Annotated in this window: 21 protein-coding genes, 1 tRNA gene and 1 pseudogene; 18 read left to right on the forward strand and 5 right to left on the reverse strand. The window is 65.2% G+C overall.

Translation table 11 applies throughout. The features are described from left to right. The first annotated feature begins 8 nt into the window (after window positions 1–8). From hisS to lhgO, 10 genes are all read left to right on the forward strand, one after another. Entirely contained in the window at window positions 9–1,490 is a 1,482-nt protein-coding gene (hisS, locus tag ACFSCT_RS07265; protein ID WP_379141443.1) for a histidine--tRNA ligase, read from the forward strand. Continuing rightward, window positions 1,487–2,554 (forward strand): ATP phosphoribosyltransferase regulatory subunit, encoded by a 1,068-nt coding sequence (locus ACFSCT_RS07270; RefSeq protein ID WP_379141444.1) that lies wholly within the window; start codon window positions 1,487–1,489, stop codon window positions 2,552–2,554. Before hisS ends, ACFSCT_RS07270 begins: the two co-directional genes overlap by 4 nt. Next, window positions 2,548–3,228, forward strand: coding sequence for an ATP phosphoribosyltransferase (gene hisG, locus ACFSCT_RS07275; protein ID WP_379141445.1), 681 nt, complete (start codon window positions 2,548–2,550; stop codon window positions 3,226–3,228). Before ACFSCT_RS07270 ends, hisG begins: the two co-directional genes overlap by 7 nt. A 116-nt stretch (window positions 3,229–3,344) precedes the next feature. After that, complete coding sequence (locus ACFSCT_RS07280) at window positions 3,345–4,523, forward strand: alpha-hydroxy acid oxidase (RefSeq protein ID WP_379141446.1); 1,179 nt, start codon at window positions 3,345–3,347, stop codon at window positions 4,521–4,523. Between the two features lie 57 nt (window positions 4,524–4,580). Continuing rightward, window positions 4,581–4,823: a BolA/IbaG family iron-sulfur metabolism protein gene (locus ACFSCT_RS07285; RefSeq protein WP_379141447.1), complete on the forward strand. Its 243-nt coding sequence runs from the start codon at window positions 4,581–4,583 to the stop codon at window positions 4,821–4,823. Window positions 4,824–4,891: 68 nt separating this feature from the next. Further along, window positions 4,892–5,269, forward strand: coding sequence for a Grx4 family monothiol glutaredoxin (grxD, locus tag ACFSCT_RS07290; protein ID WP_379141450.1), 378 nt, complete (start codon window positions 4,892–4,894; stop codon window positions 5,267–5,269). A gap of 166 nt (window positions 5,270–5,435) precedes the next feature. Then, entirely contained in the window at window positions 5,436–6,392 is a 957-nt protein-coding gene (locus ACFSCT_RS07295) for a TAXI family TRAP transporter solute-binding subunit (protein ID WP_379141452.1), read from the forward strand. A 61-nt stretch (window positions 6,393–6,453) separates the two neighbouring features. After that, a complete protein-coding gene (locus ACFSCT_RS07300) occupies window positions 6,454–8,547 on the forward strand; it encodes a TRAP transporter permease (RefSeq protein ID WP_379141454.1) in 2,094 nt (697 codons plus the stop codon). A gap of 7 nt (window positions 8,548–8,554) precedes the next feature. Then, window positions 8,555–8,914 (forward strand): DUF1850 domain-containing protein, encoded by a 360-nt coding sequence (locus tag ACFSCT_RS07305; RefSeq protein ID WP_379141456.1) that lies wholly within the window; start codon window positions 8,555–8,557, stop codon window positions 8,912–8,914. Further along, on the forward strand, window positions 8,911–10,143 hold the full coding sequence (lhgO, locus tag ACFSCT_RS07310) for an L-2-hydroxyglutarate oxidase (RefSeq protein WP_379141458.1): 1,233 nt from the start codon (window positions 8,911–8,913) through the stop codon (window positions 10,141–10,143). Before ACFSCT_RS07305 ends, lhgO begins: the two co-directional genes overlap by 4 nt. An 85-nt stretch (window positions 10,144–10,228) precedes the next feature. Here the strand turns inward: lhgO and ACFSCT_RS07315 are convergent, their stop codons facing one another. The 4 genes from ACFSCT_RS07315 to ACFSCT_RS07330 all read right to left on the reverse strand — a co-directional run bounded on the left by ACFSCT_RS07315 (window position 10,229) and on the right by ACFSCT_RS07330 (window position 13,393). Beyond that, window positions 10,229–10,918 carry a phage holin family protein gene (locus ACFSCT_RS07315; RefSeq protein ID WP_379141459.1) on the reverse strand — a complete coding sequence of 230 codons (690 nt, stop codon included), beginning with the start codon at window positions 10,916–10,918 and terminating at the stop codon, window positions 10,229–10,231. Window positions 10,919–10,943: 25 nt separating this feature from the next. Beyond that, window positions 10,944–11,384 (reverse strand): ElaB/YgaM/YqjD family protein, encoded by a 441-nt coding sequence (locus tag ACFSCT_RS07320; RefSeq protein WP_379141461.1) that lies wholly within the window; start codon window positions 11,382–11,384, stop codon window positions 10,944–10,946. A gap of 166 nt (window positions 11,385–11,550) precedes the next feature. Continuing rightward, the gene (locus ACFSCT_RS07325) at window positions 11,551–13,098 is read right to left on the reverse strand and encodes a calcium-binding protein (protein WP_379141462.1); all 1,548 of its coding nucleotides are present in this window, start codon (window positions 13,096–13,098) and stop codon (window positions 11,551–11,553) included. A 218-nt stretch (window positions 13,099–13,316) separates the two neighbouring features. Further along, window positions 13,317–13,393, reverse strand: a tRNA-His gene (locus tag ACFSCT_RS07330). Between the two features lie 138 nt (window positions 13,394–13,531). Between ACFSCT_RS07330 and ACFSCT_RS07335 the strand changes: the two genes are divergently transcribed. Beyond that, entirely contained in the window at window positions 13,532–13,777 is a 246-nt protein-coding gene (locus ACFSCT_RS07335; protein WP_379141464.1) for a DUF6324 family protein, read from the forward strand. 68 nt (window positions 13,778–13,845) lie between these two features. Here ACFSCT_RS07335 and ACFSCT_RS07340 read toward each other — a convergent pair whose 3' ends face one another. Then, a complete protein-coding gene (locus tag ACFSCT_RS07340; protein WP_379141466.1) occupies window positions 13,846–14,778 on the reverse strand; it encodes a GlxA family transcriptional regulator in 933 nt (310 codons plus the stop codon). 172 nt (window positions 14,779–14,950) lie between these two features. Here ACFSCT_RS07340 and ACFSCT_RS07345 point away from each other — a divergent pair, with 172 nt between their 5' ends. From ACFSCT_RS07345 to ACFSCT_RS07375, 7 genes and pseudogenes are all read left to right on the forward strand, one after another. Continuing rightward, the gene (locus ACFSCT_RS07345) at window positions 14,951–16,201 is read left to right on the forward strand and encodes a sarcosine oxidase subunit beta family protein (RefSeq protein ID WP_379141722.1); all 1,251 of its coding nucleotides are present in this window, start codon (window positions 14,951–14,953) and stop codon (window positions 16,199–16,201) included. Between the two features lie 8 nt (window positions 16,202–16,209). Beyond that, a pseudogene (locus ACFSCT_RS07350) lies at window positions 16,210–16,509 on the forward strand (sarcosine oxidase subunit delta); the annotation flags it as partial. A gap of 71 nt (window positions 16,510–16,580) precedes the next feature. Further along, on the forward strand, window positions 16,581–19,544 hold the full coding sequence (locus tag ACFSCT_RS07355; protein ID WP_379141468.1) for a sarcosine oxidase subunit alpha family protein: 2,964 nt from the start codon (window positions 16,581–16,583) through the stop codon (window positions 19,542–19,544). Beyond that, the gene (locus ACFSCT_RS07360; RefSeq protein WP_379141470.1) at window positions 19,537–20,130 is read left to right on the forward strand and encodes a sarcosine oxidase subunit gamma; all 594 of its coding nucleotides are present in this window, start codon (window positions 19,537–19,539) and stop codon (window positions 20,128–20,130) included. The genes ACFSCT_RS07355 and ACFSCT_RS07360 overlap by 8 nt, the downstream gene beginning before the upstream one ends. Window positions 20,131–20,134: 4 nt before the next feature. Continuing rightward, entirely contained in the window at window positions 20,135–21,034 is a 900-nt protein-coding gene (gene folD, locus ACFSCT_RS07365; RefSeq protein WP_379141472.1) for a bifunctional methylenetetrahydrofolate dehydrogenase/methenyltetrahydrofolate cyclohydrolase FolD, read from the forward strand. 42 nt (window positions 21,035–21,076) lie between these two features. Beyond that, window positions 21,077–22,033, forward strand: coding sequence for a formyltetrahydrofolate deformylase (purU, locus tag ACFSCT_RS07370; RefSeq protein WP_379141474.1), 957 nt, complete (start codon window positions 21,077–21,079; stop codon window positions 22,031–22,033). 82 nt (window positions 22,034–22,115) lie between these two features. Continuing rightward, window positions 22,116–23,459: an NAD(P)-binding domain-containing protein gene (locus ACFSCT_RS07375; protein WP_379141476.1), complete on the forward strand. Its 1,344-nt coding sequence runs from the start codon at window positions 22,116–22,118 to the stop codon at window positions 23,457–23,459. The last annotated feature ends 29 nt before the right edge of the window (window positions 23,460–23,488 follow it).

A 23,488-nucleotide genomic window follows, 5' to 3' on the forward strand; every position in this document is an offset into this window, starting at 1 on the left:
CCATAGCCATGACCGACACCCAGAAAAAGCCCCGCCGTCCCCGGGCCGAAACCCCGAAAGGTTTTCGTGACTATTTTGGCGCCGAAGTGACCGAGCGCAAGGATATGCTGGATCGTATCGCCGCCGTCTATCACCGGCACGGCTTCGACGCGCTGGAGACCAGCGGCATCGAGACGGTCGAGGCGCTGGGAAAATTCCTGCCCGACGTGGACCGCCCCAATGCCGGCGTTTTCGCCTTTCAGGAAGAGGAGGTGCCGGGCGGCGGCTCGGGCGACTGGCTGGCGCTGCGCTATGACCTGACCGCACCCCTTGCGCGCGTGGCGGCGCAGTTCAGGAATGACCTGCCCAGCCCCTATCGCCGCTATGCGATGGGGCCGGTCTGGCGCAACGAAAAGCCGGGTCCCGGCCGTTTCCGCCAGTTCTATCAATGCGATGCGGATACGGTCGGCTCGGCCTCGGTCGCCGCCGACGCCGAGATCTGCGCCATGCTGGCCGACGCGCTGGAAGCGGTTGGGATCCAGCGCGGCGATTACATCGTTCGGATCAACAATCGCAAGGTCCTGAACGGCGTCCTTGAGGCCGCTTCGGTCCGCCCCGATCAGGCCGATGACGTGCTGCGCCAGATCGACAAGTTCGACAAGGTGGGCGCCGAGGGCGTGCGGCAGCTTCTGACCGTGGGCCGCAAGGATGACAGCGGCGCCGAGATCGCGGGCGTGGGGCTGACCGACGATCAGGCCGGCCCGCTTCTGGCCTTTCTGACCTCGAAAGGTGCGGATAATGGCGCGACGCTGGCGAACCTGCGCGCCGCCGTCGGCGGCTCGGCCATCGGCGCCGAGGGTGTTGACGAGCTCGCCCAGATCGCCGACATGCTGACAGCAATGGGCTTGGGCGAGGACCGGATCATCATCGACCCCTCGATCGTGCGCGGGCTTGGCTATTACACCGGCCCGGTGTTCGAGGCCGAGCTGACCTTTGAAATCCTTGACGAAAAGGGTCGCAAACGCCAGTTCGGCAGCGTCGCGGGGGGCGGGCGCTATGACGGGCTGGTCGAGCGTTTCACCGGCCAGAAGGTGCCCGCGACCGGGATCAGCATCGGCGTCGACCGGCTGCTGGCGGCGCTGCGGGCCAAGGGGCTGGCCGGGCGGGACAGCGCCGGGCCGGTCGTCGTCACGGTGATGGACCGCGACCGCATGGCCGATTATCAGGCCATGGCGGCCGAGCTGCGCGCCGCCGGGATCCGCGCCGAGGTCTATCTGGGCAACCCGAAGAACTTCGGCAACCAGCTCAAATATGCCGACAAGCGCCGCGCCCCGATCGCCATCATTCAGGGCGGCGACGAGGCTGCGCGCGGCGTGGTGCAGGTCAAGGACCTGATACTTGGCGCGAAGATCGCCGCCGAAGCCTCTGTCGAGGAATGGAAATCCCAACCCGCCCAGACCGAGGTGCCGCGTGACCGGCTGGTTGCCGAAGTGCGGCGCATCCTCGGATGACGGCCAAGCGGGACAAGCAGGCGGTGGGCCAGCGCCTTCTAGCCGCGTTCCGCGACGCCGGCGCGGTCGAGGTCGCGCCCGACATCCTGCTGCCCGCCGGCTCGCTTCTGGATCTGTATGGCGAGGACATCCGCGCCCGCGCTTATGTCACCGACGATCCGTTGCGGGGCGAGATGATGCTGCGCCCCGATTTCACCGTGCCGGTGGTGCAGGCGCATATGGCCAACGGGGCCGAGCCGGCCCGCTATGCCTATCTGGGCGAGGTTTTCCGCAAGCAAGACCACATCGAACGCCGGCCCGAGCATCCGCGCGACAGCGAATATCTGCAGGTCGGCTATGAGGTGTTCGACCGCGACCGCGCCGCCGCCGATATCGAGGTTTTCGCGCTGTTCCATCGGCTGCTGGCGCCTTTCGGCCTGACCGCGACCATGGGGGACATGGCGCTGATCTTCGACGCCGTGGACGGGCTGCCGCTGTCGTCGCCGCGCCGTGCGGCGCTGCGTCATCACATCTGGCGGCCGCAGCGGTTCCGCCGCCTGATCGACCGGTTTTCGCGCCCGGGTTTGGCGCGGAGCTTCGCGGACACCGCCGCGCCCTGGACCGGCGCGCGCCAGCCCGCCGAAATGCAGGAACGGATCGCTACCCTGACCGAGGATGCCGCCCAAGCCCCGCTTGGCGCCGAATGGCACGACCGGATGGAGCGGCTTTCGGCGCTGTCGGGCCCTGCCCCGCAGGCTTTGGCCGCCTTGGGCGAACTCGCCGCCGAATGGCCGGCGTTGCGGGCCGGCGCCGACCGGCTGACGGCGCGCATCGCCGCGTTGGCCACGTCCGGGATCGACCCCGCCACGGTCGGTTTCGATGCCAGTCTTGGCCGGCAGACGCTGGAATATTACGACGGCTTCACCTTCACATTCACCGCGCCCGATCACCCCGACTGGCCCCCGGTCGGCACCGGCGGCCGCTATGACGCGCTGACCGCCGTTCTGGGCACCGGCCGGGCTATCCCGGCGGTGGGCGGCATCATCCGGCCCGGTCTCGTCGCGGAACTGGAGGCGTCATGCTGAAGCTGGGCGTGCCCTCGAAGGGGCGGCTGATGGAGCAGACCTTCGACTGGTTCGCGGCCCGCGGGCTGCGGCTGTCGCGCAGCGGGTCGGACCGCGAATATGCCGGGCGGGTCGATGGCGCGGACGGGGTGCAACTGGTCCTGCTTTCGGCCGGCGAAATCCCGCGCGAACTCGCCGCCGGGCGGATCCAGATCGGGGTCACGGGCTCGGATCTGGTGCGGGAAAAGCTGCCCGGCTGGCGCTCCGACGTGCGCGAGCTGGCGGCGATGGAATTCGGCCATGCCGATCTGGTGCTGGCGGTGCCGGCCTGCTGGACCGATGTCGAGACGCTGGACGATCTGGCCGCCGTCGCGACCGCGTTCCGCCGCGCGCATGGCTTTCGGTTGCGCATCGCCACCAAATATCACCGGCTGATCCGCGCCTTCCTGTCCGAAAACGGCGTGGCGGATTATCAGCTTGTCGACAGTCAGGGCGCGACCGAGGGCACCGTCGCCAACCTGACCGCCGAGGCGATCGCCGACATCACCAGTTCGGGCGCCACCTTGCGGGCCAACCACCTGAAAATGGTCGATGGCGGTCTGGTCCATCAAAGTCAGGCCACCCTGTTCGCCGCGAACAGCGCCGATCCGGCCGAGGTGGACCGGCTGGCCCGGCATCTGGGGCTTGCCGGCTGACCATACACCGCATTCGGCCCCGGTCCGGATGTTTGGGCTTATGTTTGGGCTTGCCGCCGCCGCCGGCCAGTCGCTACACCGGCAATTAGCGGTGTCTGTAAACAGGAGGACGGGTCATGCCGGTCATCACGTCGATCGAGGATCTCAAGCAGATCTACAAGCGGCGCGCGCCGCGGATGTTCTATGACTACACCGAATCCGGCAGCTATACCGAGCAGACATTCCGCGACAATACCGAGGATTACGCCAAGATCCGGCTGCGTCAGCGCGTCGCCGTCGACATGACCGGCCGCTCGACCGCGACCGAGATCATCGGCCAGCCCGCCACCATGCCCGTCGCCCTTGCCCCGGTCGGGATGACCGGGATGCAGATGGCGGATGGCGAGATCAAGGCCGCCCGCGCCGCCGAGGCCTTCGGCGTGCCCTATACCCTGTCCACCATGTCCATCGCCTCGATCGAGGATGTGGCCGAAGCCACCACCAAACCCTTTTGGTTCCAGCTTTACGTGATGCGCGACGAGGAATTCGTCGATGCGACGATCGAGCGGGCGAAAAAGGCCGGCTGCTCGGCGCTGGTGCTGACGCTGGACCTGCAGATCCTCGGCCAGCGCCACAAGGACCTCAAGAACGGGCTGTCCGCGCCGCCGAAACTGACCCTGCCGACGATGATCAACCTGGCGACCAAGGTCGGCTGGGGCCGGCAGATGCTGGGCACGAAACGGCGGTTCTTCGGCAATATCGTCGGCCACGCCAAGGGCGTCGGCGATACCTCCAGCCTGTCAAGCTGGACGGCGGAACAGTTCGATCCGAAGCTCGACTGGTCCAAGATCGCCCGGATCCGCGACCAATGGGGCGGCAAGCTGATCCTGAAAGGCATTCTGGACGGCGAGGACGCGCGCATCGCGGCCGATTTCGGCGCCGATGCCATCGTCGTATCGAACCATGGCGGGCGCCAGCTTGACGGGGCGTTGTCCTCGATCCGCATGCTGCCCGAGATCGTGCGCGCCGTCGGCGGCAAGACCGAGATCCATATCGACAGCGGCATACGCTCAGGCCAGGACGTGCTGAAGGCGCTGGCGCTTGGCGCGCATGCGGCGTGGATCGGGCGGGCCTATATCTATGGGCTGGGCGCGATGGGCGAGGCCGGCGTGACCAAGGCGCTGGAGGTGATCCGCAAGGAACTCGACACCACCATGGCGCTGTGCGGCGAAAGAAACGTCCACGATCTTGGCCCGCAAAACCTTCTGGTGCCGAAGGGATTTTTCGACGCTTACGAGCACCCGCAACCGGCCTGACCCTTGTAGCAGGCACCCCCGCAGCCTAAATCTGGCTTACACCCAGAAGGAAATGAAATGGCGATTGAAGCCCACGAAATCGAAAGCCTGTTGCGGGAAACCTTCCCCGACGCAAAAATCACCATCACGGATCTGGCCGGCGATGGTAACCACTATGCCGCCGAGGTGATCGACGAAAGTTTTCGCGGGCAAAACCGGGTTCAGCAGCAGCGCGCGGTCTATGCCGCGTTGAAGGGCCGGATGGACGGGCCCAGCGGCGCGCTTCACGCGCTGGCCCTGACCACCAAGGCACCAGGCTGACGGCAGCCGCCGCCGATATTCAGATTCACCCGGCAACATTCCCCGGGTTTTGGCAAAGGACGATCAGGATGAACACAACCGCCACGACCGACGCGCAAGCGCAGATCCAGCAGACCATCGACGCCAACCCGGTGGTTCTGTTCATGAAGGGCACTAAGGAAATGCCGCAATGCGGTTTTTCCAGCCGGGTGGCGGGCGTGCTGAATTACATGGGCGTCGATTATCAGGACGTGAACGTTCTGGCCGATGAGTCGATCCGGCAGGGCATCAAGGAATTCTCGGACTGGCCGACCATTCCCCAGCTTTATGTAAGCGGCGAGTTCGTCGGCGGCTGCGATATCGTCACCGAAATGACCCTGTCGGGCGAGCTGGACCAGTTGTTCGATAAAAAGGGCATCAGCTATGACAAGGATGCCGCCGAAAAGATCCGTCAGGCCAACGCCTGAGACCGCGCGCGGCCCCGCCGCCCTCCCGGTGCTCACCGCATAGCCATAAGCCAAGGCCCCGCCCGTCAAGGCGGGGCTTTTGCATTTACCTGTCGCCTTTGGCGCGTTAGGGTTTGGCCATTCGCGGGCCCGGCCCGCCGGACCGATAATAAATCAGGGAGAGACCATGAATATCAGAACAACCTTCGCGGCGCTGATCGCCGGCGCGTCGTTCAGCCTTGCGCCGGTGGCATCGGGCGCGGCCGATTTCATCAACGTGCTGACGGGTGGTACCTCGGGCGTTTATTATCCGATGGGCGTGGCGCTGTCGAAAATCTTTACCACGGCGCTTCCCGACGCCAAGGTTCAGGTCCAGTCCACCAAGGCATCCGTCGAAAACCTCAACCTGCTTCAGCAGGGTAAGGGCGAGATCGGCTTTTCGCTGGGCGATTCGGTCAAGCTCGCGGCCGAGGGCGATGCCGATGCGGGTTTCCCGGCGCCGCTCGACAAGCTCCGCGGCATCGCGGCGATCTATCCGAACTATATCCAGATCGTGGCCAGCAAGGAATCGGGCATCACCACGCTGGCCGATCTGAAGGGCAAATCGGTGTCGGTCGGCGCGCCGAAATCGGGGACCGAGCTGAACGCGCGCGCCATTCTGGAAGCCGCCGGGATGAGCTATGACGATCTGGGCAAGGTCGAATACCTGCCCTTCGCGGAATCGGTCGAGCTGATGAAGAACCGCCAGCTTGATGCGACGCTGCAATCGGCCGGTCTGGGCGTGGCCTCGCTGAAGGATCTGTCGACCTCGATCCCGATCACCGTGGTGTCGGTTCCGGCCGATGTCGTCGAGAAACTGGGGGCGCCCTATGTCGCGGGTGAAATTCCGGCCGGGACCTATGAAGGTCAGGCCGAAACGGTTCCGACCGTGGCGGTGATCAACTATCTGGTCAGCTCGACCGCGGTCAGCGACGATATCGCCTACGCGATGACCAAGGCGATCTTTGAAAATCTGGACGAACTGAAGGCGGCGCATGCGGCGGCCGGCGCCATCGACGTGCAGAAAGCCCTGCTGGGCATGCCGATCCCGGTCCATCCGGGGGCGCAGAAATACTATGACGAAGTTGGCGTGAAAGCCCAATGACGTATCCGGGCCGGGACGCATCAGCGCGCCCCGGCCCATTTCCCTTTTCGAAAGCACCGACATGAGTGACCTGTCCCATCAGCCCGCTGCGGTCGATGTCAGCCTGCACGATCCGCTGGCCGAAAGCTTCCCGCAGAACACGGCGGGGCGCATCCTGTTCTGGATCGCGGTTGTCTTTTCGCTGTATCAGATCGCGACGGCGGCGCATCTGCTTAACCTCAACAGCCAGATCCAGCGGGCGTTTCACCTTGGTTTCCTGCTGTTGCTGGGTTTCCCGCTTCTGACGCTGCTGCGCGGGCGCAGTTCCGGGTGGCAGGTCCTGTCCTGGATGATGGGTCTGGTCGGGGTCGGCATCGCCCTTTACCAGTATTACGAATACGTGCCGCTGATGATGCGCGCGGGCGATATCAACAATATCGACATCTTCGTCGGCATCGTGACGCTGATCGCGGTTTTCGCCGCGGCCTGGGTGGTGATGGGGCCGGCGCTGCCGATCGTGGCGGGCCTGTTCCTGTTCTATGCGATGTTCGGCGAATATTTTCCGGGCGCGCTTCAGACCCGGGGCTATTCGGTCGGACAGGTGGTCGAACAGATGTCCTTCGGGACCGAGGGCATCTATGGCACCCCGCTTTACGTCAGCGCGACCTATATCTTCCTGTTCATCCTGTTCGGCTCTTTCCTTGAGAAAGCCGGGATGATCAAGCTGTTCACCGATGTTTCGCTGGGGCTGGTCGGTCACCGGATGGGTGGCGCCGCCAAGGTCGCGGTGATCTCGTCGGGGCTGATGGGGACGATCTCGGGCTCGGGCGTGGCGAACGTCGTGACCACCGGGCAGTTCACCATCCCGCTGATGAAACGCTTCGGCTATCGCGCCGCCTTCGCCGGCGGGGTCGAGGCGACGGCCAGCATGGGCGGCCAGATCATGCCGCCGGTGATGGGCGCGGTCGCCTTCATCATGGCCGAGACCCTGGGTGTGGCCTATGTCGAGGTCGTCCGCGCCGCGGTCATCCCCGCGATCCTTTATTTCGCCTCGGCCTTCTGGATGGTGCATCTTGAGGCCGGACGCCGCGACCTGCGCGGCATGGCAAAGGCCGATCTGCCCTCGGCGACGCGGGCGCTGCGCGAGGGCTGGTATCTGATCCTGCCGCTTGCGGTGCTGGTGTTTCTGCTGTTTTCGGGCTTCACGCCGCTTTACGCCGGCGCCGTCGGCCTTGCGCTGACGATCATGCTGATCCTTGGCGCCTCGCTGATGCTGGGGGTGCCGAACATCATCATCCGGGTGATCTTCTGGGTCGGCGTCGGCCTGATGGTCGGCTATCTGCTCCAGAACCGGCAGGAAGTGCTGCTTTGGGGGGTCGTTGGGCTGCTTCTGGCGCTCAGCGTATTCACCAATGGCGGCCGCGCGACGATCTGGCAGGTGATCGACAGTCTGGCCGAGGGCGCAAAGACCGCGCTTTCCGTCGGTGTGGCCTGTGCGCTTGTCGGCGTGATCATCGGCACCATGACCCTGACCGGGGCGGCCAATACCTTCGGCATCTTCATCGTCAGCGTGGGGGAAAACCACCTGATGCTGTCGCTGGTCCTGACCATGCTGACCTGTATCGTGCTGGGCATGGGGATCCCGACGATCCCGAACTATATCATCACCTCCTCGATCGCCGCCCCGGCGCTGTTGGAGTTGGGCGTGCCGCTGATCGTCAGCCATATGTTCGTGTTCTATTTCGGCATCCTCGCCGATCTGACGCCCCCCGTCGCGCTGGCCTGCTTCGCGGCCGCCCCGATCGCGCGCGAATCCGGCTTCAAGATCAGTCTCGAGGCGATCAAGGTCTCGGCCGCGGGCTTCATCATCCCCTATATGGCGGTCTATACGCCGACCCTGATGCTGCAAACCGGCGGCCCGCTTGAGGCGGCGATGGGCTTCTATCCGGGTGTCGCCTATATCGTGGCCAAAACCGTGATCTCGATCGGGCTTTGGGGCATCGCGGTGATCGGATGGCTGGGGTGGCGGTTGGCGGTCTGGCAGCGGGTATTCGCGATGATCGCCGCCTTCGTGCTGGTCGTGGCGCATCCGTGGTCGGACGTGATCGGCTATCTGCTGACGGCCCTGTTCGTGCTGGCATGGTGGTACCTGCGCCCAAGCATGCGAACGGCGTAAGCGCGGCATGGGCAGTTGCCTGATGGTCGGCGCGGTTGCCATGACGCTGAGCGGATCCGGTTTCAGTCTGGAATGGAGCCATTCCATCGAGCATTCCGGCTGGCGCGAGTGGTACAGCATCACCCCCGCCGGCCTGACCCTGACACGCGCCGCCGTTCAGGGATCGGGCGCGGGGATGGAGCCGGGGCCGGACGCCGTGCTGCGGGACGGATGGTGGGAATGGGTGCCAAAGCTGCCGCCGCAGCCGTCGATCACGCTTGCGGCCTCGGGCGCAACGGGCGCCGGGTGGCGGCTGTGCGACGGCGACAAATGCCGGGAACTTGGCCGTGATCCGGCACAGCCCATAACCCTGAGGCCCTGCCCATGACCCGATCCGAAGCCCCCGGCCCCGCGACCGATCACCAATATCCCGATCTGGTGATCGTCGGCGGTGGTATCGTCGGCCTTGCCACCGGGCTTGCCGCCCAAAGCCGCTGGCCCGGTGCGCGCATTCTGATCCTTGAGCAGGAAGAACGTGTCGGCCTGCACCAGACCGGCCGCAATTCGGGGGTGATCCATGCCGGGGTCTATTACGCGCCGGGCAGCCTCAAGGCGCAGTTCTGCCGCATCGGCGCCGCCGATATGCGGGCGTTCTGCGATGCGAACGGCATCCCGCATCAGACCTGCGGCAAGCTGATCGTCGCGACCGAACCGGGCGAATTGCCCCGCATGCGCGCCCTTCTGGAACGCGCCCGCGCCAACGGCATCCGCATTGAAGAAATCGCCGCCGAGGACGCCCGCAGGATGGAGCCCAACATCCGCAGCATCGGCGCGCTTTTGTCGCCCGACACCGGCATCGTCGATTTCGGCGTCGTCGCGGCACGCATGGCGCAGATCTTCACCGCAGCGGGCGGCACGATCCGCACCGGCGCGCGGGTGACCGGCGGGCGTGAAACCGGCGCGCAGGTCGAGCTTGATCTGGGGTCCGAGCGGATCCGTGCCGGCCGGGCGGTGTTCTGCGCGGGGCTTTGGGCCGACCGCTTGGCGCGGGCCTTTGGCGCGCCCGAGCCGTTCCGGATCATCCCGTTTCGCGGTGAATATTTCCGCATCCGCAACCAGCCCGCCGATCTGGTCAGCCATCTGATCTATCCGGTTCCCGACCCCGAGCGGCCGTTTCTGGGCGTGCACCTGACCCGCAAGATGGACGGCGGCTTTACCGTCGGTCCCAACGCGGTGCTGGCGGGGGCGCGGGACGGCTATTCTCGGCTGCGGGTGTCGCCGCGCGACATGGCCGAGGCCGTCACCTACCCCGGTTTCTGGCGGATGCTGGCAAGGAATGCCGGCCCGGCCATGGGCGAGCTTGCGGGCTCAGTCAGCAAGCGGCTGTATCTGCGCAAGGTCCAACGCTATTGCCCGCGTGTGGGGCTGACGGATCTGACGCCCTATCGCGCCGGCATAAGGGCGCAGGCGGTTGCACCGGACGGGCGGCTGATCGACGATTTCCTTTTCGCGCGGACGCCGCGGACATTGCATGTCTGCAACGCACCCTCGCCGGCCGCGACCTCATCGCTGCCGATCGGGCGCTATATCGTCTCGAAACTGGGCGACGGCGCATAGCCGGGCGATGAAAAAGACCGCCCTTTGGGGCGGCCTTGTCACCTTTTGCGCTGCTTGCCGGTCCGGAAAACGCGACCGAGCCCGGTCAGCGCAAATCATACTCGTCATATTCGGCGTATTCGGCGACATCATCGTCGTCATAGTCGCCATCATAATCGTCGTCATAGTCATCATCGTCGGACTGGTTCGCGTATCGCCAGTCCTGAACACGCTCGGCAACTTTCATGCCGATCATGAATGCGCCGATCAGGGGCGGCAACACCGCCGCACGCTTGCCGAAACTGCCAAGCATGTTGACGGTTTCAGGGGACATGCCGGTAGCGCGCACCACGGTTTCGCCGGCGTCGCGCGTCAGGCTTTCGACCTTGCGCTCGGCCCGGTTGGCCAGGTCATTGGCCTTGAAGCCGACGCTGTCGACCAGACCCTTGACCTTGTTTTCGGCCAGATTGGCGAACTCATAGACCTTCGCCTCGGCCTGATCGGCCGCGCGGCTCATCGCAAGGTTGACGCGGGTCTGCATCTCGTCGCGCAGATCGTCGACCGAGGGGGGCTGATGACGCACCCTGCCCGCCATGCTCATGACGATCAGCGCCACGACGACAAACACGCCGCCGACCGCGACCGAGGCCCAGAGCGGACCCCAATCCAGATATTCGCGGCGCGCCAGAAACGTCCACAGCGCCGCGATCAGAAACCCGGCACCAATGGCCGCGACGACCCCGGCGGCGGCTTTGATGCCGGTCCGCCGGGCCGTATCGGCCAGCGCGAGTTTCATGTTTCTCGCGTAATCGAACATCAGGTCAGCGACGCGCCAGAATCAGACCGAACAGAAAGCCGACGCCAACGGCGATGCCCAGTGCGGCGGCCGGCTGACGGCGCACCATGTCGGTGACCTCGTCGTAATATTCACCGGCGTGATCCTTGACCTCGACCGCACGATCCTCGGCCGCGCGGTACAGGCGGCGGGCTTCCTGCTTGGCGGAATCCGCCAGATCGGCGCCACGGTCGCGCGCGGCGCTGACGTAATCGGAACCCTTCTCGCGCAGATCATCGACCTTCTGGGCGGCCGCATCCACCAGATCATGGCCCTTTTCCTTGATCCGGTCCACGGTCGAGCCTTCGGTCACGTTGCGGATGCCGTCCTTGACATCGCGCGCCACGTCCTGGGCGGTGTCCTTGACTTCGCGGGCCGCATCCTTGGCGTCCTTTTTCAGATCGGAGGCGGAGTAGTTGCTAGCCATTTGAATGCTCCTTGCAAAGGCTGATCGTCTGATGCCTTTTAACGAACGGCGGATAGGCTTTGTTCCATTCAAATCGTGCAATAAAAATCAGCCCGCGGCAGGTGGCGCGGGCTGATACGGGGTCGTTCGGGACGGCGCGGCCCGAGAACACGGCCCGGGAACGCCGTCAGGTAAAGATGAAATCGGCCGCGCTCAGATCGTTCGCGTCAAAGTTGATGAGCGTGACCTGATCGGCGCCGTAGGCGATGCGGGTTTCGGACCCGACCTGACGGATGGTCAGATCGGCAAAGCTTTCGGCGCCGCTGCTGAACTCGATGCGATCGACGCCGTCCTCGAAATCCGAGATGCGGTCAAACCCGTCAAGGCGGCCAAAGGCGAACCGGTCGGCGCCCGCGCCCCCCGCCAGCAGGTCGTTGCTTTGCCCGCCTTCCAGAAAGTCGTTGCCGCCGCCGCCCAGCAGACGGTCATTGCCGGTGTCGCCCCGCAGCGTGTCATGGCCGTCGCCGCCGAACAGGATGTCGTTGCGCATGCCCCCCAACAGCGTGTCATTGCCGGCGCCGCCTTCCAGCCGCTCGTCACCGCCGCTGCCCTCAAGCCGGTCGTTGCCCTCGCCGCCGACCATGCGGGTGTTGTAGCCCCGAAGAAGCACATCGTCACCGCGGCCACCGATCAAGAGCGTGATGCCGGCGCCGGCGATCATGCGGTCATTGCCGTCGGTGCCCTGCACCTTTTCAATGCTGCTCAGCGTGTCGCGGACGCCACCGACCCATGCGACGCCGGCGGAAAGATCAACCGATACCGCGCTTTCGCCGTGAAAGCTGACCATGTCGATGCCGGTGCCGCCGTCCATGACATCGGCCCCGGCGCCGCCGACCAGCACGTCATTGCCACCGTCGCCCTGCAGCGTGTCGTTGCCCGCATCGCCATAAAGCCGGTCCGAGCCCCAGCCGCCGATCACCCGGTCATTGCCGTCACCGCCGAACAGATACCCCGTGCCGGCGCCGCCATCCAGCGTGTCATTCCCCGCCAGTCCGAACAGCCGGTCAATGCCGCCGGCGCCCCGCAGATGGTTGGCGGCCCCGTTCCCCCTGAAAACGTCGTCGCCCGAGCCGCCCAGAACGTCTTCGATATTCGCGATTCTGTCGATGCCGTATCCGGTCTGCTGGCCGCCCAGATAGGCCAGATTCACCCGCGCCGCTTTGTTGCCGAACGCCAAAAGGTCAACACCGGCGCCGCCGTTATAAACGTCGTTGCCGGCCTCGGCCAGAATACCGTCATCGCCATTGCCGCCGAAAATCTGATCGTTGCCAGCGCCGCCCGACAGGACGTCGGAGCCGTTATGGCCCAGCAACGTATCGTTGCCCGCAAACCCCATCAGCCCATCGTTACCCGACGAGCCCTCGAGTACATCATTGCCACGCAGGACCAGCTCCATCAGCGCGGCCATGTCGCCGTCCACGATCAGATCGGCGACCCGACCGGCATCCGCGTTCGCCCCGGTCACCTGAAACTGAAGATTATCAGAAATCAGGAACTTGTAACCGGTCATCGTTCCGGCGACCCAATCGTCGGGATAGGTGAAGCTGCCGGAATAGATCGACTTGGCCCCCCCTTCTTCCACCCAGATCTCGGAGGCGTTGTATTTCGTGATATCGCCGTAGAAAAAGCCGAGATCGAACATGTTGTAGGGGTAATAAAGCTGAACGCGGGCCATACAGGGTTCCTTATAACAAATTCCAAATCCCGCTAAGCCCAGTCCGGTATCAGCGTCAAGCGGTCCCTTGATTGTCGGATCCGGTCAAGCCGCCGATCGGCTGATTTGACGCATCCCGGCACCCTGCCCGGCGCGATTGCCACGATACGGGGGCACGACGCGCCCCCGCGTGCGGGCGTTCTGGGACAGGTGTTCTGGGGCAGGCGTTCTGAGGGGAATGGTACCGCCTCCCCGGCTTGAACGGGGGACCTCTGGATCCACAATCCAGCGCTCTAACCAACTGAGCTAAGGCGGCACTGAGCGGCCATTTAGCCCCTTGGCGCTCGGGATGCAAGACGGTTCCCGCACGGCGCATGGGCAGGCTTGCCGGATTGGGCGGCAGGCGTTAACTGTGACGGATGCGGCGCGTCATGCGGCAGGAGCGGTCACCGGAATGAGCATCAACAGCGAAAGCAACGTCTCGGCCAACCTTCAGATCGGCCCCACGACGCTGGGCATGGTCCGCATCTATATCGAGGGCGATGGCATAGATCTGCCGCTGGATTTCGACCCCGATGAGGCGACCGAGATCGCCGAGGAATTGCTGGCCGCGGCCGAGGCCGCGCGCGGGGCGGCGAAACAGGGCGGCAAAGCCGGGCCGGGACCGAAGGGCCGCCCCGGCGCGCCCCGACGGCGCTAGGCCCCCACGTCGCGTCCACGCTTCCCGTCGCGCCCACCCTTCGCTTCGCCCCCTTTACGTCGCCCCCTTCACGTCGCGCCCCGCTCGGCCGCCACTTCTTTGCGCAGATGGCCCAGACGACGGTCGCGCGGCGCGGCGCCGTATTCGGCCCGGAAGGCGCGGGCGAAATGGGCCGGGGTGACGAAACCCGTCGCCTGCGCGATCTGACCGACCGAAAGCTGGGTCTGCCGCAACAGGTCATCGGCCTTTTCAAGCCGCAGCCGGCGATAGAAATCCATCATCCGCCGCCCCTGTTGCTGGCTGAACAGCCGCTGCAACTGGCGCGCGCCGATACCGGCAAGTGCGGCAAGCTGTTCGGCATCCAGCGGATCGGCGATATGGGACTGCATCATCTCGATCGCGGTCAGAAGCGCGGCATGGTTCGTGCCCCATTGCTCGGCCAGACCGGCGCGCTGCGGATCGTCCGGTTCGCGGATACGGGTGTGGATGAACCAGTCGCTGACCTGCCGGGCGAAATCCGCGCCGTGATCGGCCGTGATCAGCGCATGCATCATGTCCAACGCCGCCACGCCGCCGGCGCAACTGACCCGGTCGCGGTCGATGACGAAGATCCGCCGCTCCATGATGAAATCGTCGGAAAGGTCCTTCAGCGCGTCGAAATGATCCCAATGCACGGTAAAGCGCCGCCCCGCCATCAGCCCGGCGCGGGCCAGAACCGCCGCCCCGCCCGAGATCCCGCCCAGCCGCACCCCGCGCGCGGCCAGCCGGCGCAGCCAGCCGGTCAGCGCCGGTTCGTTGACCGCGATCGGATTGCCGCCCGCAACCACCAGCACCAGATCGAAATGATCGCCGGCCTCGGACACGGCTTCGGTCTCGAACTGGCTTCCGGCGGACGACCGCACGACGCCGCCGGCGACCGACAGCATGCGCAAAGCGTAAAGCGTGCGTCCGGCCAGCAGGTTCGCGGCCCGCAAAGGCTCGATCGCCGAGGCGGTGGACATCAGCGCATGGTCCGGCAGCAGGACAAATCCGATTCGCTTGGCGTTGGGCTGTTCGGGCGGGCGGGGCTGGCTGGGCAATGTCGCAAATGGATGATTGAATGTCCGTCCAAGAACAATCCCATTGCCCCGCCCATGTCAATCATGACCAATGTCGACCATGGGCGAGGCTGATTTGCGCTATTCCGGTTTCAAGGTTTTTTGGGAGGGGCTGCGCGGCAATACCGGCTGGAAACCGGTTTGGCGCGACCCGGCGCCCAAATCCGAATATGACATCATCATCATCGGCGGCGGCGGTCACGGGCTGGCAACGGCCTATTACCTTGCCAGCGTGTTCGGTCAGGCCCGCATCGCGGTTCTGGAACGCGGCTGGCTGGGCGGCGGCAATGTCGGGCGCAACACGACCATCATCCGCTCGAACTATCTGCTGCCCGGAAACCAGCCGTTCTACAGCTTCTCGATGAAACTGTGGGAAGGGATGGAGCAGGACTTCAACTATAACGCCATGGTCAGCCAGCGCGGCGTGCTGAACCTGTGCCACACCGATGGCCAGCGCGACGCGTTCCGGCGCCGGGGCAACGCAATCCACCTGTCGGGCGACGATGCCGAGCTTCTGGACAGCGCGCAGGTCCGCGCCATGTGTCCGTTCCTGAATTTCGACGATGCCCGTTTTCCGATCAAGGGCGGGTTGTTGCAGCGCTCGGGCGGAACCGCGCGCCATGACGCGGTCGCATGGGGCTATGCGCGCGGGGCCGACATGCGCGGCGTCGATCTGATCCAGAATTGCGAAGTCACCGGCATGCGGATCGAGAACGGCCGGATTCTGGGGGTCGAGACCAAGCGCGGCTATATCGGCGCGAAAAAGGTCGGCGTGGCCGTCGCCGGATCGTCGGGCCTGCTGATGGCGATGGCGGGGATGCGCCTGCCGATCGAAAGCCACGTCCTGCAGGCCTTTGTCTCGGAGGGGCTGAAGGAAACCCTGCCCGGGGTCATCACCTTCGGTGCGGGCCATTTCTATGTCAGCCAGTCCGACAAGGGCGGTCTGGTCTTTGGCGGCGACATCGACGGCTATAATTCCTACGCGCAGCGCGGCAACCTGCCGGTGATCGAGGATGTGGCCGAGGGCGGCATGGCGCTTATGCCGATGATCGGGCGGGCGCGGCTGTTGCGCGCATGGGGCGGGATCATGGACATGTCGATGGACGGCAGCCCGATCATCGACCGCACGCCCGTCGAGGGGCTCTATCTGAACGCCGGCTGGTGCTATGGCGGGTTCAAGGCGACGCCCGCCTCGGGCTACAGCTTTGCCCATCTGATCGCCCGCGACGCCCCGCACCCGACCGCCCGCGCCTATCGTCTGGACCGTTTCCGCCGTGGCTATGCCATCGACGAAAAGGGCCAGGGCGCGCAACCGAACCTGCACTGAGGCCTCAGATGCTTATCCCCCACCCCCTTCTGGGCCTTCGCGACGCGCAGGAATTCGTCTATCTGGGCGATGCCGCGCTGATCGAACGGCCCGAGTTCACCTTTCCGGTCGCGAAAGAGCCCGAGGCGCTGGACCAGATGCATGACTGGCTTTACCTGCGCGACAACCCGGCCGGGCCGCATCGCGAACTTTGGTATCACGAACAGGGCGACCGGTCGTGGCTGGTGGTCACCCGCGACACCCGCACCCATGAAATTCTGGGCGCCGAGCTTGCCGTCGACGTGGCCCGCGCGGCGGGTCGCGGCCGCGGCCCGGAACTGCCCCCCGCCCCGGCAGCCAAGACGGCGAAAACCGGGGCCACAAAAACCGGGGTGACGTCATGAGCGGCGGGACGGCGCAACCGAACCGGCTGGCCGGCGGCGGCAAGATTGACCGCGGCCGGACGCTGAAATTCAGCTTTGACGGCAAGACCTATCACGGCCATCCCGGCGACACGCTGGCCTCGGCGCTGATCGCGAACGGGGTCCGGCTGATGGGACGCAGCTTCAAATACCATCGCCCGCGCGGCGTGCTGACCTCGGGTTCCGAGGAACCGAACGCGCTGGTCGAACTGCGCAGCGGCGCCCGGCGCGAACCCAACACCCGCGCCCCGGTCGTCGAGCTTTATGACGGGCTTGAAGCCAAAAGCCAGAACCGCTGGCCCAGCCTTGGCTTCGACGCGCTGGCGATCAACGATCTGGGTTCGCGGTTTCTGGGCGCGGGGTTTTACTACAAGACCTTCATGTGGCCGAAAGCGTTCTGGGAACGCGTCTATGAACCGATCATCCGCCGCGCCGCCGGTCTGGGCCGGCTGTCGATGCAGCCCGACCCGGACCGCTATGACAAGGGGTTCTTGCATTGCGATCTGCTGATCGCGGGCGCCGGCCCCGCCGGTCTGGCGGCGGCGCTGACCGCCGGGCGTGCGGGCGCGCGGGTCATCCTCGCGGATGAGGATTTCCTGACCGGCGGGCGGCTGAACGCCGAGACCGAGATGCTGGGCGATGTCGCCGGTGCCGATTGGGCGGCGCAGGTGACCGCCGAACTGGCCGCGATGCCGAACGTGCGCATCATGACCCGCACGACGGTGTTCGGCACCTTCGATCACGGCATTTTCGGCGCGCTGGAGCGGGTCTCGGACCACCGCGCCGTGCCTGCCGACGGCCAGCCCCGGCAAACGCTGTGGCGCATCTATGCCAGGCGCGCGCTGGTTTGTGCCGGCGCGCTGGAACGCCCGATCGCGTTTCCGAACAACGACCGGCCGGGCATCATGCTGGCGGGCGCGATGCGGGCCTTTGTCAACCGGTTCGCGGCCGCGCCGGCGATGCGGGTCGCGATCTTTGCCAATAACGACGACGCCCATCGCACCGCCCGCGATTTGTTGGCGGCGGGGGTCGAGGTCGCCGCCGTCATCGACCCCCGCGCCGATGCACCCGCCGGCGACGGCTACCCGGTGATCCGGGGCAAGGTGGTCGACACCAGCGGCCGACTTGGTCTGAAATCCGTCGCGGTCGAAACCGAGGACGGCGGGTCCGAAAACATCGCCTGCGAGGCGCTTGGCGTCTCGGGCGGCTGGAACCCGAACCTTGCCCTGACCTGCCACAAGCGGGGCCGGCCGACATGGGACGAACAGCTTTCGGCCTTTGTCCCCGATCTGGCCGGCCAGCCCGAGCTTGGCGTTGCGGGGGCGGCGGCGGGTCGGATGACCACGGCCGAGGCATTGCGCAGCGGCGCAGGCGTTGCGCAGGCCGCGCTGTCCAGCATCGGCATCGACGCCGATCTGCCCAGCCTGCCGCAGGGCGATGATCAGGCCCCCCGCCTGACGCCGCTGTGGCATGTGCCCGGCAGCGGCAAGCGTGCCTGGGTCGATCTGCAGAACGACGTCACCACCAAGGATGTGGCGCTGGCGCATAAGGAAAACTTCCGCTCGGTCGAGCATCTGAAACGTTACACCACGCTTGGCATGGCCACCGATCAGGGCAAGACCTCGAACGTGACCGGGCTTGCGGTGATGGCCGGGCTGACCGGGCAGACGATTTCGCAGACCGGGACCACGATCTATCGCCCGCCCTTCACCCCGGTGGCGATCGCGGCACTTGCCGGCGGCTCGGTCGGGCCGGATTTCAAGCCCCGCCGGCTGACCCCCACGCATCACTGGGCCGCCGCCCGCAACGCCGTCTTTACCGAGGTCGGCAACTGGATGCGGGCGCAATGGTATCCGCTGCCGGGCGAAACCACGTGGCAGGAAAGCGCCGAACGCGAGGCCCGGGCCGTGCGCTCGGCCGTCGGTCTGTGCGATGTGACGACGCTCGGCAAGATCGACGTGCAGGGCGCCGACGCCGGGCTGTTTCTTGACCGCATCTATGCCAACCGGATGTCGAACCTGAAGGTCGGGATGATCCGTTACGGCCTGATGCTGCGCGAGGATGGCCACGCATGGGACGACGGCACCGCCGCCCGCATGGCCGAGGATCATTTCATCGTCACCACCACCACCGCCAATGCCGTGCCGGTGTTTCGCCACATGGAATTCTGCCGGCAATGCCTGTGGCCCGATCTGGATGTGCAACTGATCTCGACCACCGAGGCATGGGCGCAGATCGCCGTCGCCGGGCCGAATGCGCGCGAGTTGCTGACCCGCGTCATCGATCCCGAACACGACATTTCGGATGCCGCGTTCCCGTTCATGGCCTGCGGCACCGTTTCGGTGGGCGGCACGCCGGCGCGGTTGTTCAGGATCAGCTTCTCGGGCGAGCTGGCCTATGAAATCGCCGTGCCCGCCCGCTATGGCCACGCGCTGATGCAGCTTTTGATGGATCGCGGCGCGGATCTGGGCGTCACCCCCTACGGGACCGAGGCGCTTGGCATTCTGCGCATCGAAAAGGGCCACGCCGCGGGGAATGAGCTGAATGGCCAGACGACGGCGCTGATGCTGGGGCTTGGGCGCATGGTCTCGAACGTCAAGGACAACATCGGCAATCTGATGACCCGGCGCGAGGGGATGGTTCAGGACCATCGCCGCATGGTCGGGCTGATGCCGATTGACCCGAAACTGCCGGTGCCCGCGGGGTCCCATATCGTGGCCGAGGGCATGGCGGTGAACACCGAAAACGATCAGGGGTGGGTGACCTCGGCCTGCCGGTCGCCGCATCTTGACAGCTATATCGCGCTCGCCTTTGTCGAACGCGGAGACGCGCGCATGGGCGAGGTCATCCGGGCGGTGAACCCGCTTCAGGGCTCCGAGGTGCGCGCCCGCATCGTCAGCCCGCATTTCATCGACCCCGAGGGAGGGCGCGTCCGTGGCTGATCAAACCACCCTGCTGAAACCGGTGACCGCTTTCGGGGCCGAGACCGCGCGCGTCGATCGCATCGGCGCGATCACCATCACCGAGGATCCCGGCGTGGCGCTGGCATCGGTCGCGGCGCGTCTGGGCGCGACGCCGGAGGCCATCCCGCGCCCTGAACCCGGACAATATACCGAGGCCGACGGGCGCGGCGCATTGTGGACCGGCCCCGGCCAATGGATGATCATCGCGCCCCTGGCCGATGCCCCCGATCTTGCCGGAACCCTTGCGGCGGAACTGGGCAAGACCGCATCCGTGACCGACCAGACCGACGCATGGGTCTGTTTCAGGATCGACGTGACGGACCGATCGGACGACACCCGCCGACCGAAGCCGGCCACCGCGCTGTTCGAGCGGCTCTGCAATCTGGACATCGCCCGGATGGACGGTCATAGCGGTACCCGCACGATCATCGAGCATCTGGGCTGCCTTGTGATCTGTCATCAGGCGGATCGGCGCTTTACGGTGCTGGGCCCCCGTTCCTCGGCGGGGTCGTTGCATCACGCGCTTACGCTGGCCGCCAAGACGGTCGCCACCAGAGAAGGTTGAACGGATGGACGCGGACAAGCAGGCAAACATCATCGACGGCAAGGCCTTTGCGGCCCGGCTTCGCGGCCGGATCGGGGCCGAAGTGGCGCGGCTGAAGGCCGAACACGACCTGACGCCCGGTCTTGCGGTGGTGCTGGTGGGCGAGGATCCCGCCTCGGCCGTCTATGTGCGCAACAAGGGCATCCAGACCCGCGAGGCCGGCATGAACTCGTTCGAGCACAAGCTGCCGGCGGATACCAAGGCCGAAGATCTGTTGGCGCTGATCGCGAGGCTGAACGCCGATCCGGCGGTCCACGGCATTCTGGTGCAACTGCCCCTGCCCGATCATCTGGACAGCGATCTGGTGATCAACGCCATCGACCCGGCCAAGGACGTCGACGGCTTCACCATTCTGAACGTCGGCCGTCTGGGCACCGGGCAATCGGCCATGGTGCCTTGCACGCCGCTGGGCTGTCTGATGATGCTGAACGACCGCTTGGGCGACCTGTCCGGTCTGAACGCGGTGGTGGTCGGCCGCTCGAACATCGTGGGCAAGCCGATGGCGCAGCTTCTGCTTGGGGCGAACGCCACCGTCACCATCGCCCATTCGCGCACCCGCGATCTGGCGGCCGTCTGCCGCAACGCCGACATCGTCGTCGCCGCCGTCGGCCGGCCCGAGATGATCAAGGGCGACTGGATCAAACCCGGCGCCACGGTGATCGACGTCGGCATCAACCGGGTCGAGCGTGACGGCAAATCCCGGCTGGTGGGCGATGTCGATTTCGCCGGCGCGGTCGGCCATGCCGGGGCGATCACGCCGGTGCCCGGCGGGGTCGGGCCGATGACCATCGCCTGCCTGCTTGCCAATACGCTGACCGCCTGCTGCCGTATCAACGGCCTGGCCGATCCGGCAACGTCCGTCTGAACACTGGCCTGAACCTGACCGAATACGAGGAGCGTCGGAACCATGACCAAAGCCCCGCAACCCGCCCCGAGCACCGCACCCGCCGCGAACGGAGGGGTGGATTCGCACGACCTGCGGGACCGCTATTTCCTTACCGTGACCTGCGCGTCGACCCGGGGGCTTGTCGCCGCGATCTCGAATTTTCTGGCCGAGCATGGCTGCAACATCACCGACAGCTCGCAGTTCGACGATTTCGAAACCGGCAATTTCTTCATGCGGATCAGCTTTTCAAGCGAGACCGGCGCCGGGCTGGAACAGTTGCGCAAGGATTTCGCGCCGGTGGCCGAGAAATTCGGCATGGAGTGGAATTTCCACGCCGAGGACGAAAAGATGAAGACCATCATCATGGTCTCGCGGTTCGGGCATTGCCTGAACGATCTGCTGTATCGCTGGCGGATCGGGGCGCTGCCGATCGACATCGTCGGCGTGATTTCGAACCACATGGATTATCAGAAGGTGGTCGTGAACCACGACATCCCCTTCTACCACATCCCCGTCACCAAGGCGAACAAACCCCAGGCCGAGACCCGGCAGATGGAGATCGTCGAGGAAACCGGGGCCGAGCTGATCGTTCTGGCCCGTTACATGCAGGTTCTTTCGGACCAGATGTGCAAGGCCATGTCGGGGCGGATCATCAACATCCACCATTCGTTCCTGCCCAGCTTCAAGGGCGCCAACCCCTATAAGCAGGCGCATGAGCGCGGGGTGAAACTGATCGGGGCGACCTCGCATTACGTCACCGCCGATCTGGACGAGGGCCCGATCATCGAACAGGATATCGTGCGCGTGACCCACGCCCAAAGCCCGGGCGATTATGTCAGCCTTGGCCGCGATGTGGAAAGCGCGGTTCTGGCGCGGGCCATTCACGCCCATATCCATCGCCGGGTATTCCTGAACGGGAACAAGACCGTAGTCTTTCCCGCCAGCCCCGGCGGCTATGTCTCGGAACGCATGGGCTGATTTCCTGTCACGAAACTTTATTGACGTTGAGGGACAGTTGCCTGCATCATCGCCGATAAGAAACTGACCAGCAGGAGCCGCCATGTCCAAGAAAGTTGCAGTAATCGGCGCGGGCCCGTCGGGCCTGGCCCAGCTTCGCGCCTTTCAATCCGCGAAGCAGAAAGGGGCCGAGATCCCCGAGATCGTCTGCTTCGAGAAGCAATCGAACTGGGGCGGCCTGTGGAACTATACCTGGCGCACCGGGGTCGATGAATATGGCGAGCCGGTGCATTGCTCGATGTACCGCTATCTGTGGTCGAACGGCCCCAAGGAGGGGCTTGAATTCGCGGATTATTCCTTCGAGGAGCATTTCGGCAAGCAGATCGCCAGCTATCCGCCGCGCGCCGTCCTGTTCGATTACATCGAAGGCCGGGTGAAAAAGGCCGGGGTGCGCGACTGGATCCGGTTCAGCTCTCCGGTGCGGAACGTCGAATACGACCCGGATACGGAAAAATTCACCCTGACCGTCCACGATCTGGAAAAGGACAGCGTGTATAAAGAGGAATTCGACTGGGTCGTCGTCGCGACCGGCCATTTCTCGACCCCGAACGTGCCCTATTTCAAGGGGTTCGAGCGGTTCAACGGCCGCGTCGTTCACGCCCATGATTTCCGCGACGCGCGCGAGTTCATCGGCAAGGACATCCTGATCGTCGGCACCAGCTACTCGGCCGAGGATATCGGTTCCCAATGCTGGAAATACGGCTGCAATTCGGTGACCGTTTCACACCGCACCGCGCCGATGGGCTATGACTGGCCCGACAATTGGCAGGAAGTCCCGTTGCTGACCCATCTTGACGGCAAGACGGCGCATTTCAAGGACGGCACCACCAAGGACATCGATGCGATCATCCTGTGCACCGGCTACAAGCATCACTTCCCCTTCCTGCCCGACGATCTGCGACTTAAGACGGCGAACCGGCTGGCGACGGCGGACCTGTGGAAGGGCGTGGTCTGGATCGACAATCCAAAGCTGTTCTATCTGGGCATGCAGGACCAGTGGTTCACCTTCAACATGTTCGATGCACAGGCCTGGTTCGTCCGCGACGTGATCCTCGGCCGGATCGAGGTGCCGAAAGACCGCGACGTCATGCTGGCCGATGTGGCCGACCGGGTCGCGCGCGAGGATGCCGGCAAGGACGCCCATGACGCGATCGAGTATCAGGGCGATTACGTCAAGGAACTGATCGCCGAGACGGATTATCCCAGCTTTGACGTCGATGGCGCCTGTGAGGCATTCTATGAATGGAAGCATCACAAGGCCGAGAACATCATGACCTTCCGCGACCACAGTTATAAATCGGTGATTACCGGCTCGATGGCGCCCAAGCATCATACGCCATGGAAGGACGCGCTGGACGATTCGCTGGAATCCTATCTCCAGAACTGATCCCGCGCCGCCGACCAATCGGGAGGACG

It is taken from the genome of Paracoccus pacificus, from assembly GCF_042680785.1.
GTDB lineage: Bacteria > Pseudomonadota > Alphaproteobacteria > Rhodobacterales > Rhodobacteraceae > Paracoccus > Paracoccus pacificus.

What these genes read in the sequence shown, in the direction of transcription:
- hisS (WP_379141443.1), top strand. Translation starts at nt 9, where the DNA reads ATGACCGACACCCAGAAAAAGCCCCGCCGTCCCCGGGCCGAAACCCCG.
- ACFSCT_RS07270 (WP_379141444.1), top strand. Translation starts at nt 1,487, where the DNA reads ATGACGGCCAAGCGGGACAAGCAGGCGGTGGGCCAGCGCCTTCTAGCC.
- hisG (WP_379141445.1), top strand. Translation starts at nt 2,548, where the DNA reads ATGCTGAAGCTGGGCGTGCCCTCGAAGGGGCGGCTGATGGAGCAGACC.
- ACFSCT_RS07280 (WP_379141446.1), top strand. Translation starts at nt 3,345, where the DNA reads ATGCCGGTCATCACGTCGATCGAGGATCTCAAGCAGATCTACAAGCGG.
- ACFSCT_RS07285 (WP_379141447.1), top strand. Translation starts at nt 4,581, where the DNA reads ATGGCGATTGAAGCCCACGAAATCGAAAGCCTGTTGCGGGAAACCTTC.
- grxD (WP_379141450.1), top strand. Translation starts at nt 4,892, where the DNA reads ATGAACACAACCGCCACGACCGACGCGCAAGCGCAGATCCAGCAGACC.
- ACFSCT_RS07295 (WP_379141452.1), top strand. Translation starts at nt 5,436, where the DNA reads ATGAATATCAGAACAACCTTCGCGGCGCTGATCGCCGGCGCGTCGTTC.
- ACFSCT_RS07300 (WP_379141454.1), top strand. Translation starts at nt 6,454, where the DNA reads ATGAGTGACCTGTCCCATCAGCCCGCTGCGGTCGATGTCAGCCTGCAC.
- ACFSCT_RS07305 (WP_379141456.1), top strand. Translation starts at nt 8,555, where the DNA reads ATGGGCAGTTGCCTGATGGTCGGCGCGGTTGCCATGACGCTGAGCGGA.
- lhgO (WP_379141458.1), top strand. Translation starts at nt 8,911, where the DNA reads ATGACCCGATCCGAAGCCCCCGGCCCCGCGACCGATCACCAATATCCC.
- ACFSCT_RS07315 (WP_379141459.1), bottom strand. Translation starts at nt 10,918, where the DNA reads ATGAAACTCGCGCTGGCCGATACGGCCCGGCGGACCGGCATCAAAGCC.
- ACFSCT_RS07320 (WP_379141461.1), bottom strand. Translation starts at nt 11,384, where the DNA reads ATGGCTAGCAACTACTCCGCCTCCGATCTGAAAAAGGACGCCAAGGAT.
- ACFSCT_RS07325 (WP_379141462.1), bottom strand. Translation starts at nt 13,098, where the DNA reads ATGGCCCGCGTTCAGCTTTATTACCCCTACAACATGTTCGATCTCGGC.
- ACFSCT_RS07335 (WP_379141464.1), top strand. Translation starts at nt 13,532, where the DNA reads ATGAGCATCAACAGCGAAAGCAACGTCTCGGCCAACCTTCAGATCGGC.
- ACFSCT_RS07340 (WP_379141466.1), bottom strand. Translation starts at nt 14,778, where the DNA reads ATGTCCACCGCCTCGGCGATCGAGCCTTTGCGGGCCGCGAACCTGCTG.
- ACFSCT_RS07355 (WP_379141468.1), top strand. Translation starts at nt 16,581, where the DNA reads ATGAGCGGCGGGACGGCGCAACCGAACCGGCTGGCCGGCGGCGGCAAG.
- folD (WP_379141472.1), top strand. Translation starts at nt 20,135, where the DNA reads ATGGACGCGGACAAGCAGGCAAACATCATCGACGGCAAGGCCTTTGCG.
- purU (WP_379141474.1), top strand. Translation starts at nt 21,077, where the DNA reads ATGACCAAAGCCCCGCAACCCGCCCCGAGCACCGCACCCGCCGCGAAC.
- ACFSCT_RS07375 (WP_379141476.1), top strand. Translation starts at nt 22,116, where the DNA reads ATGTCCAAGAAAGTTGCAGTAATCGGCGCGGGCCCGTCGGGCCTGGCC.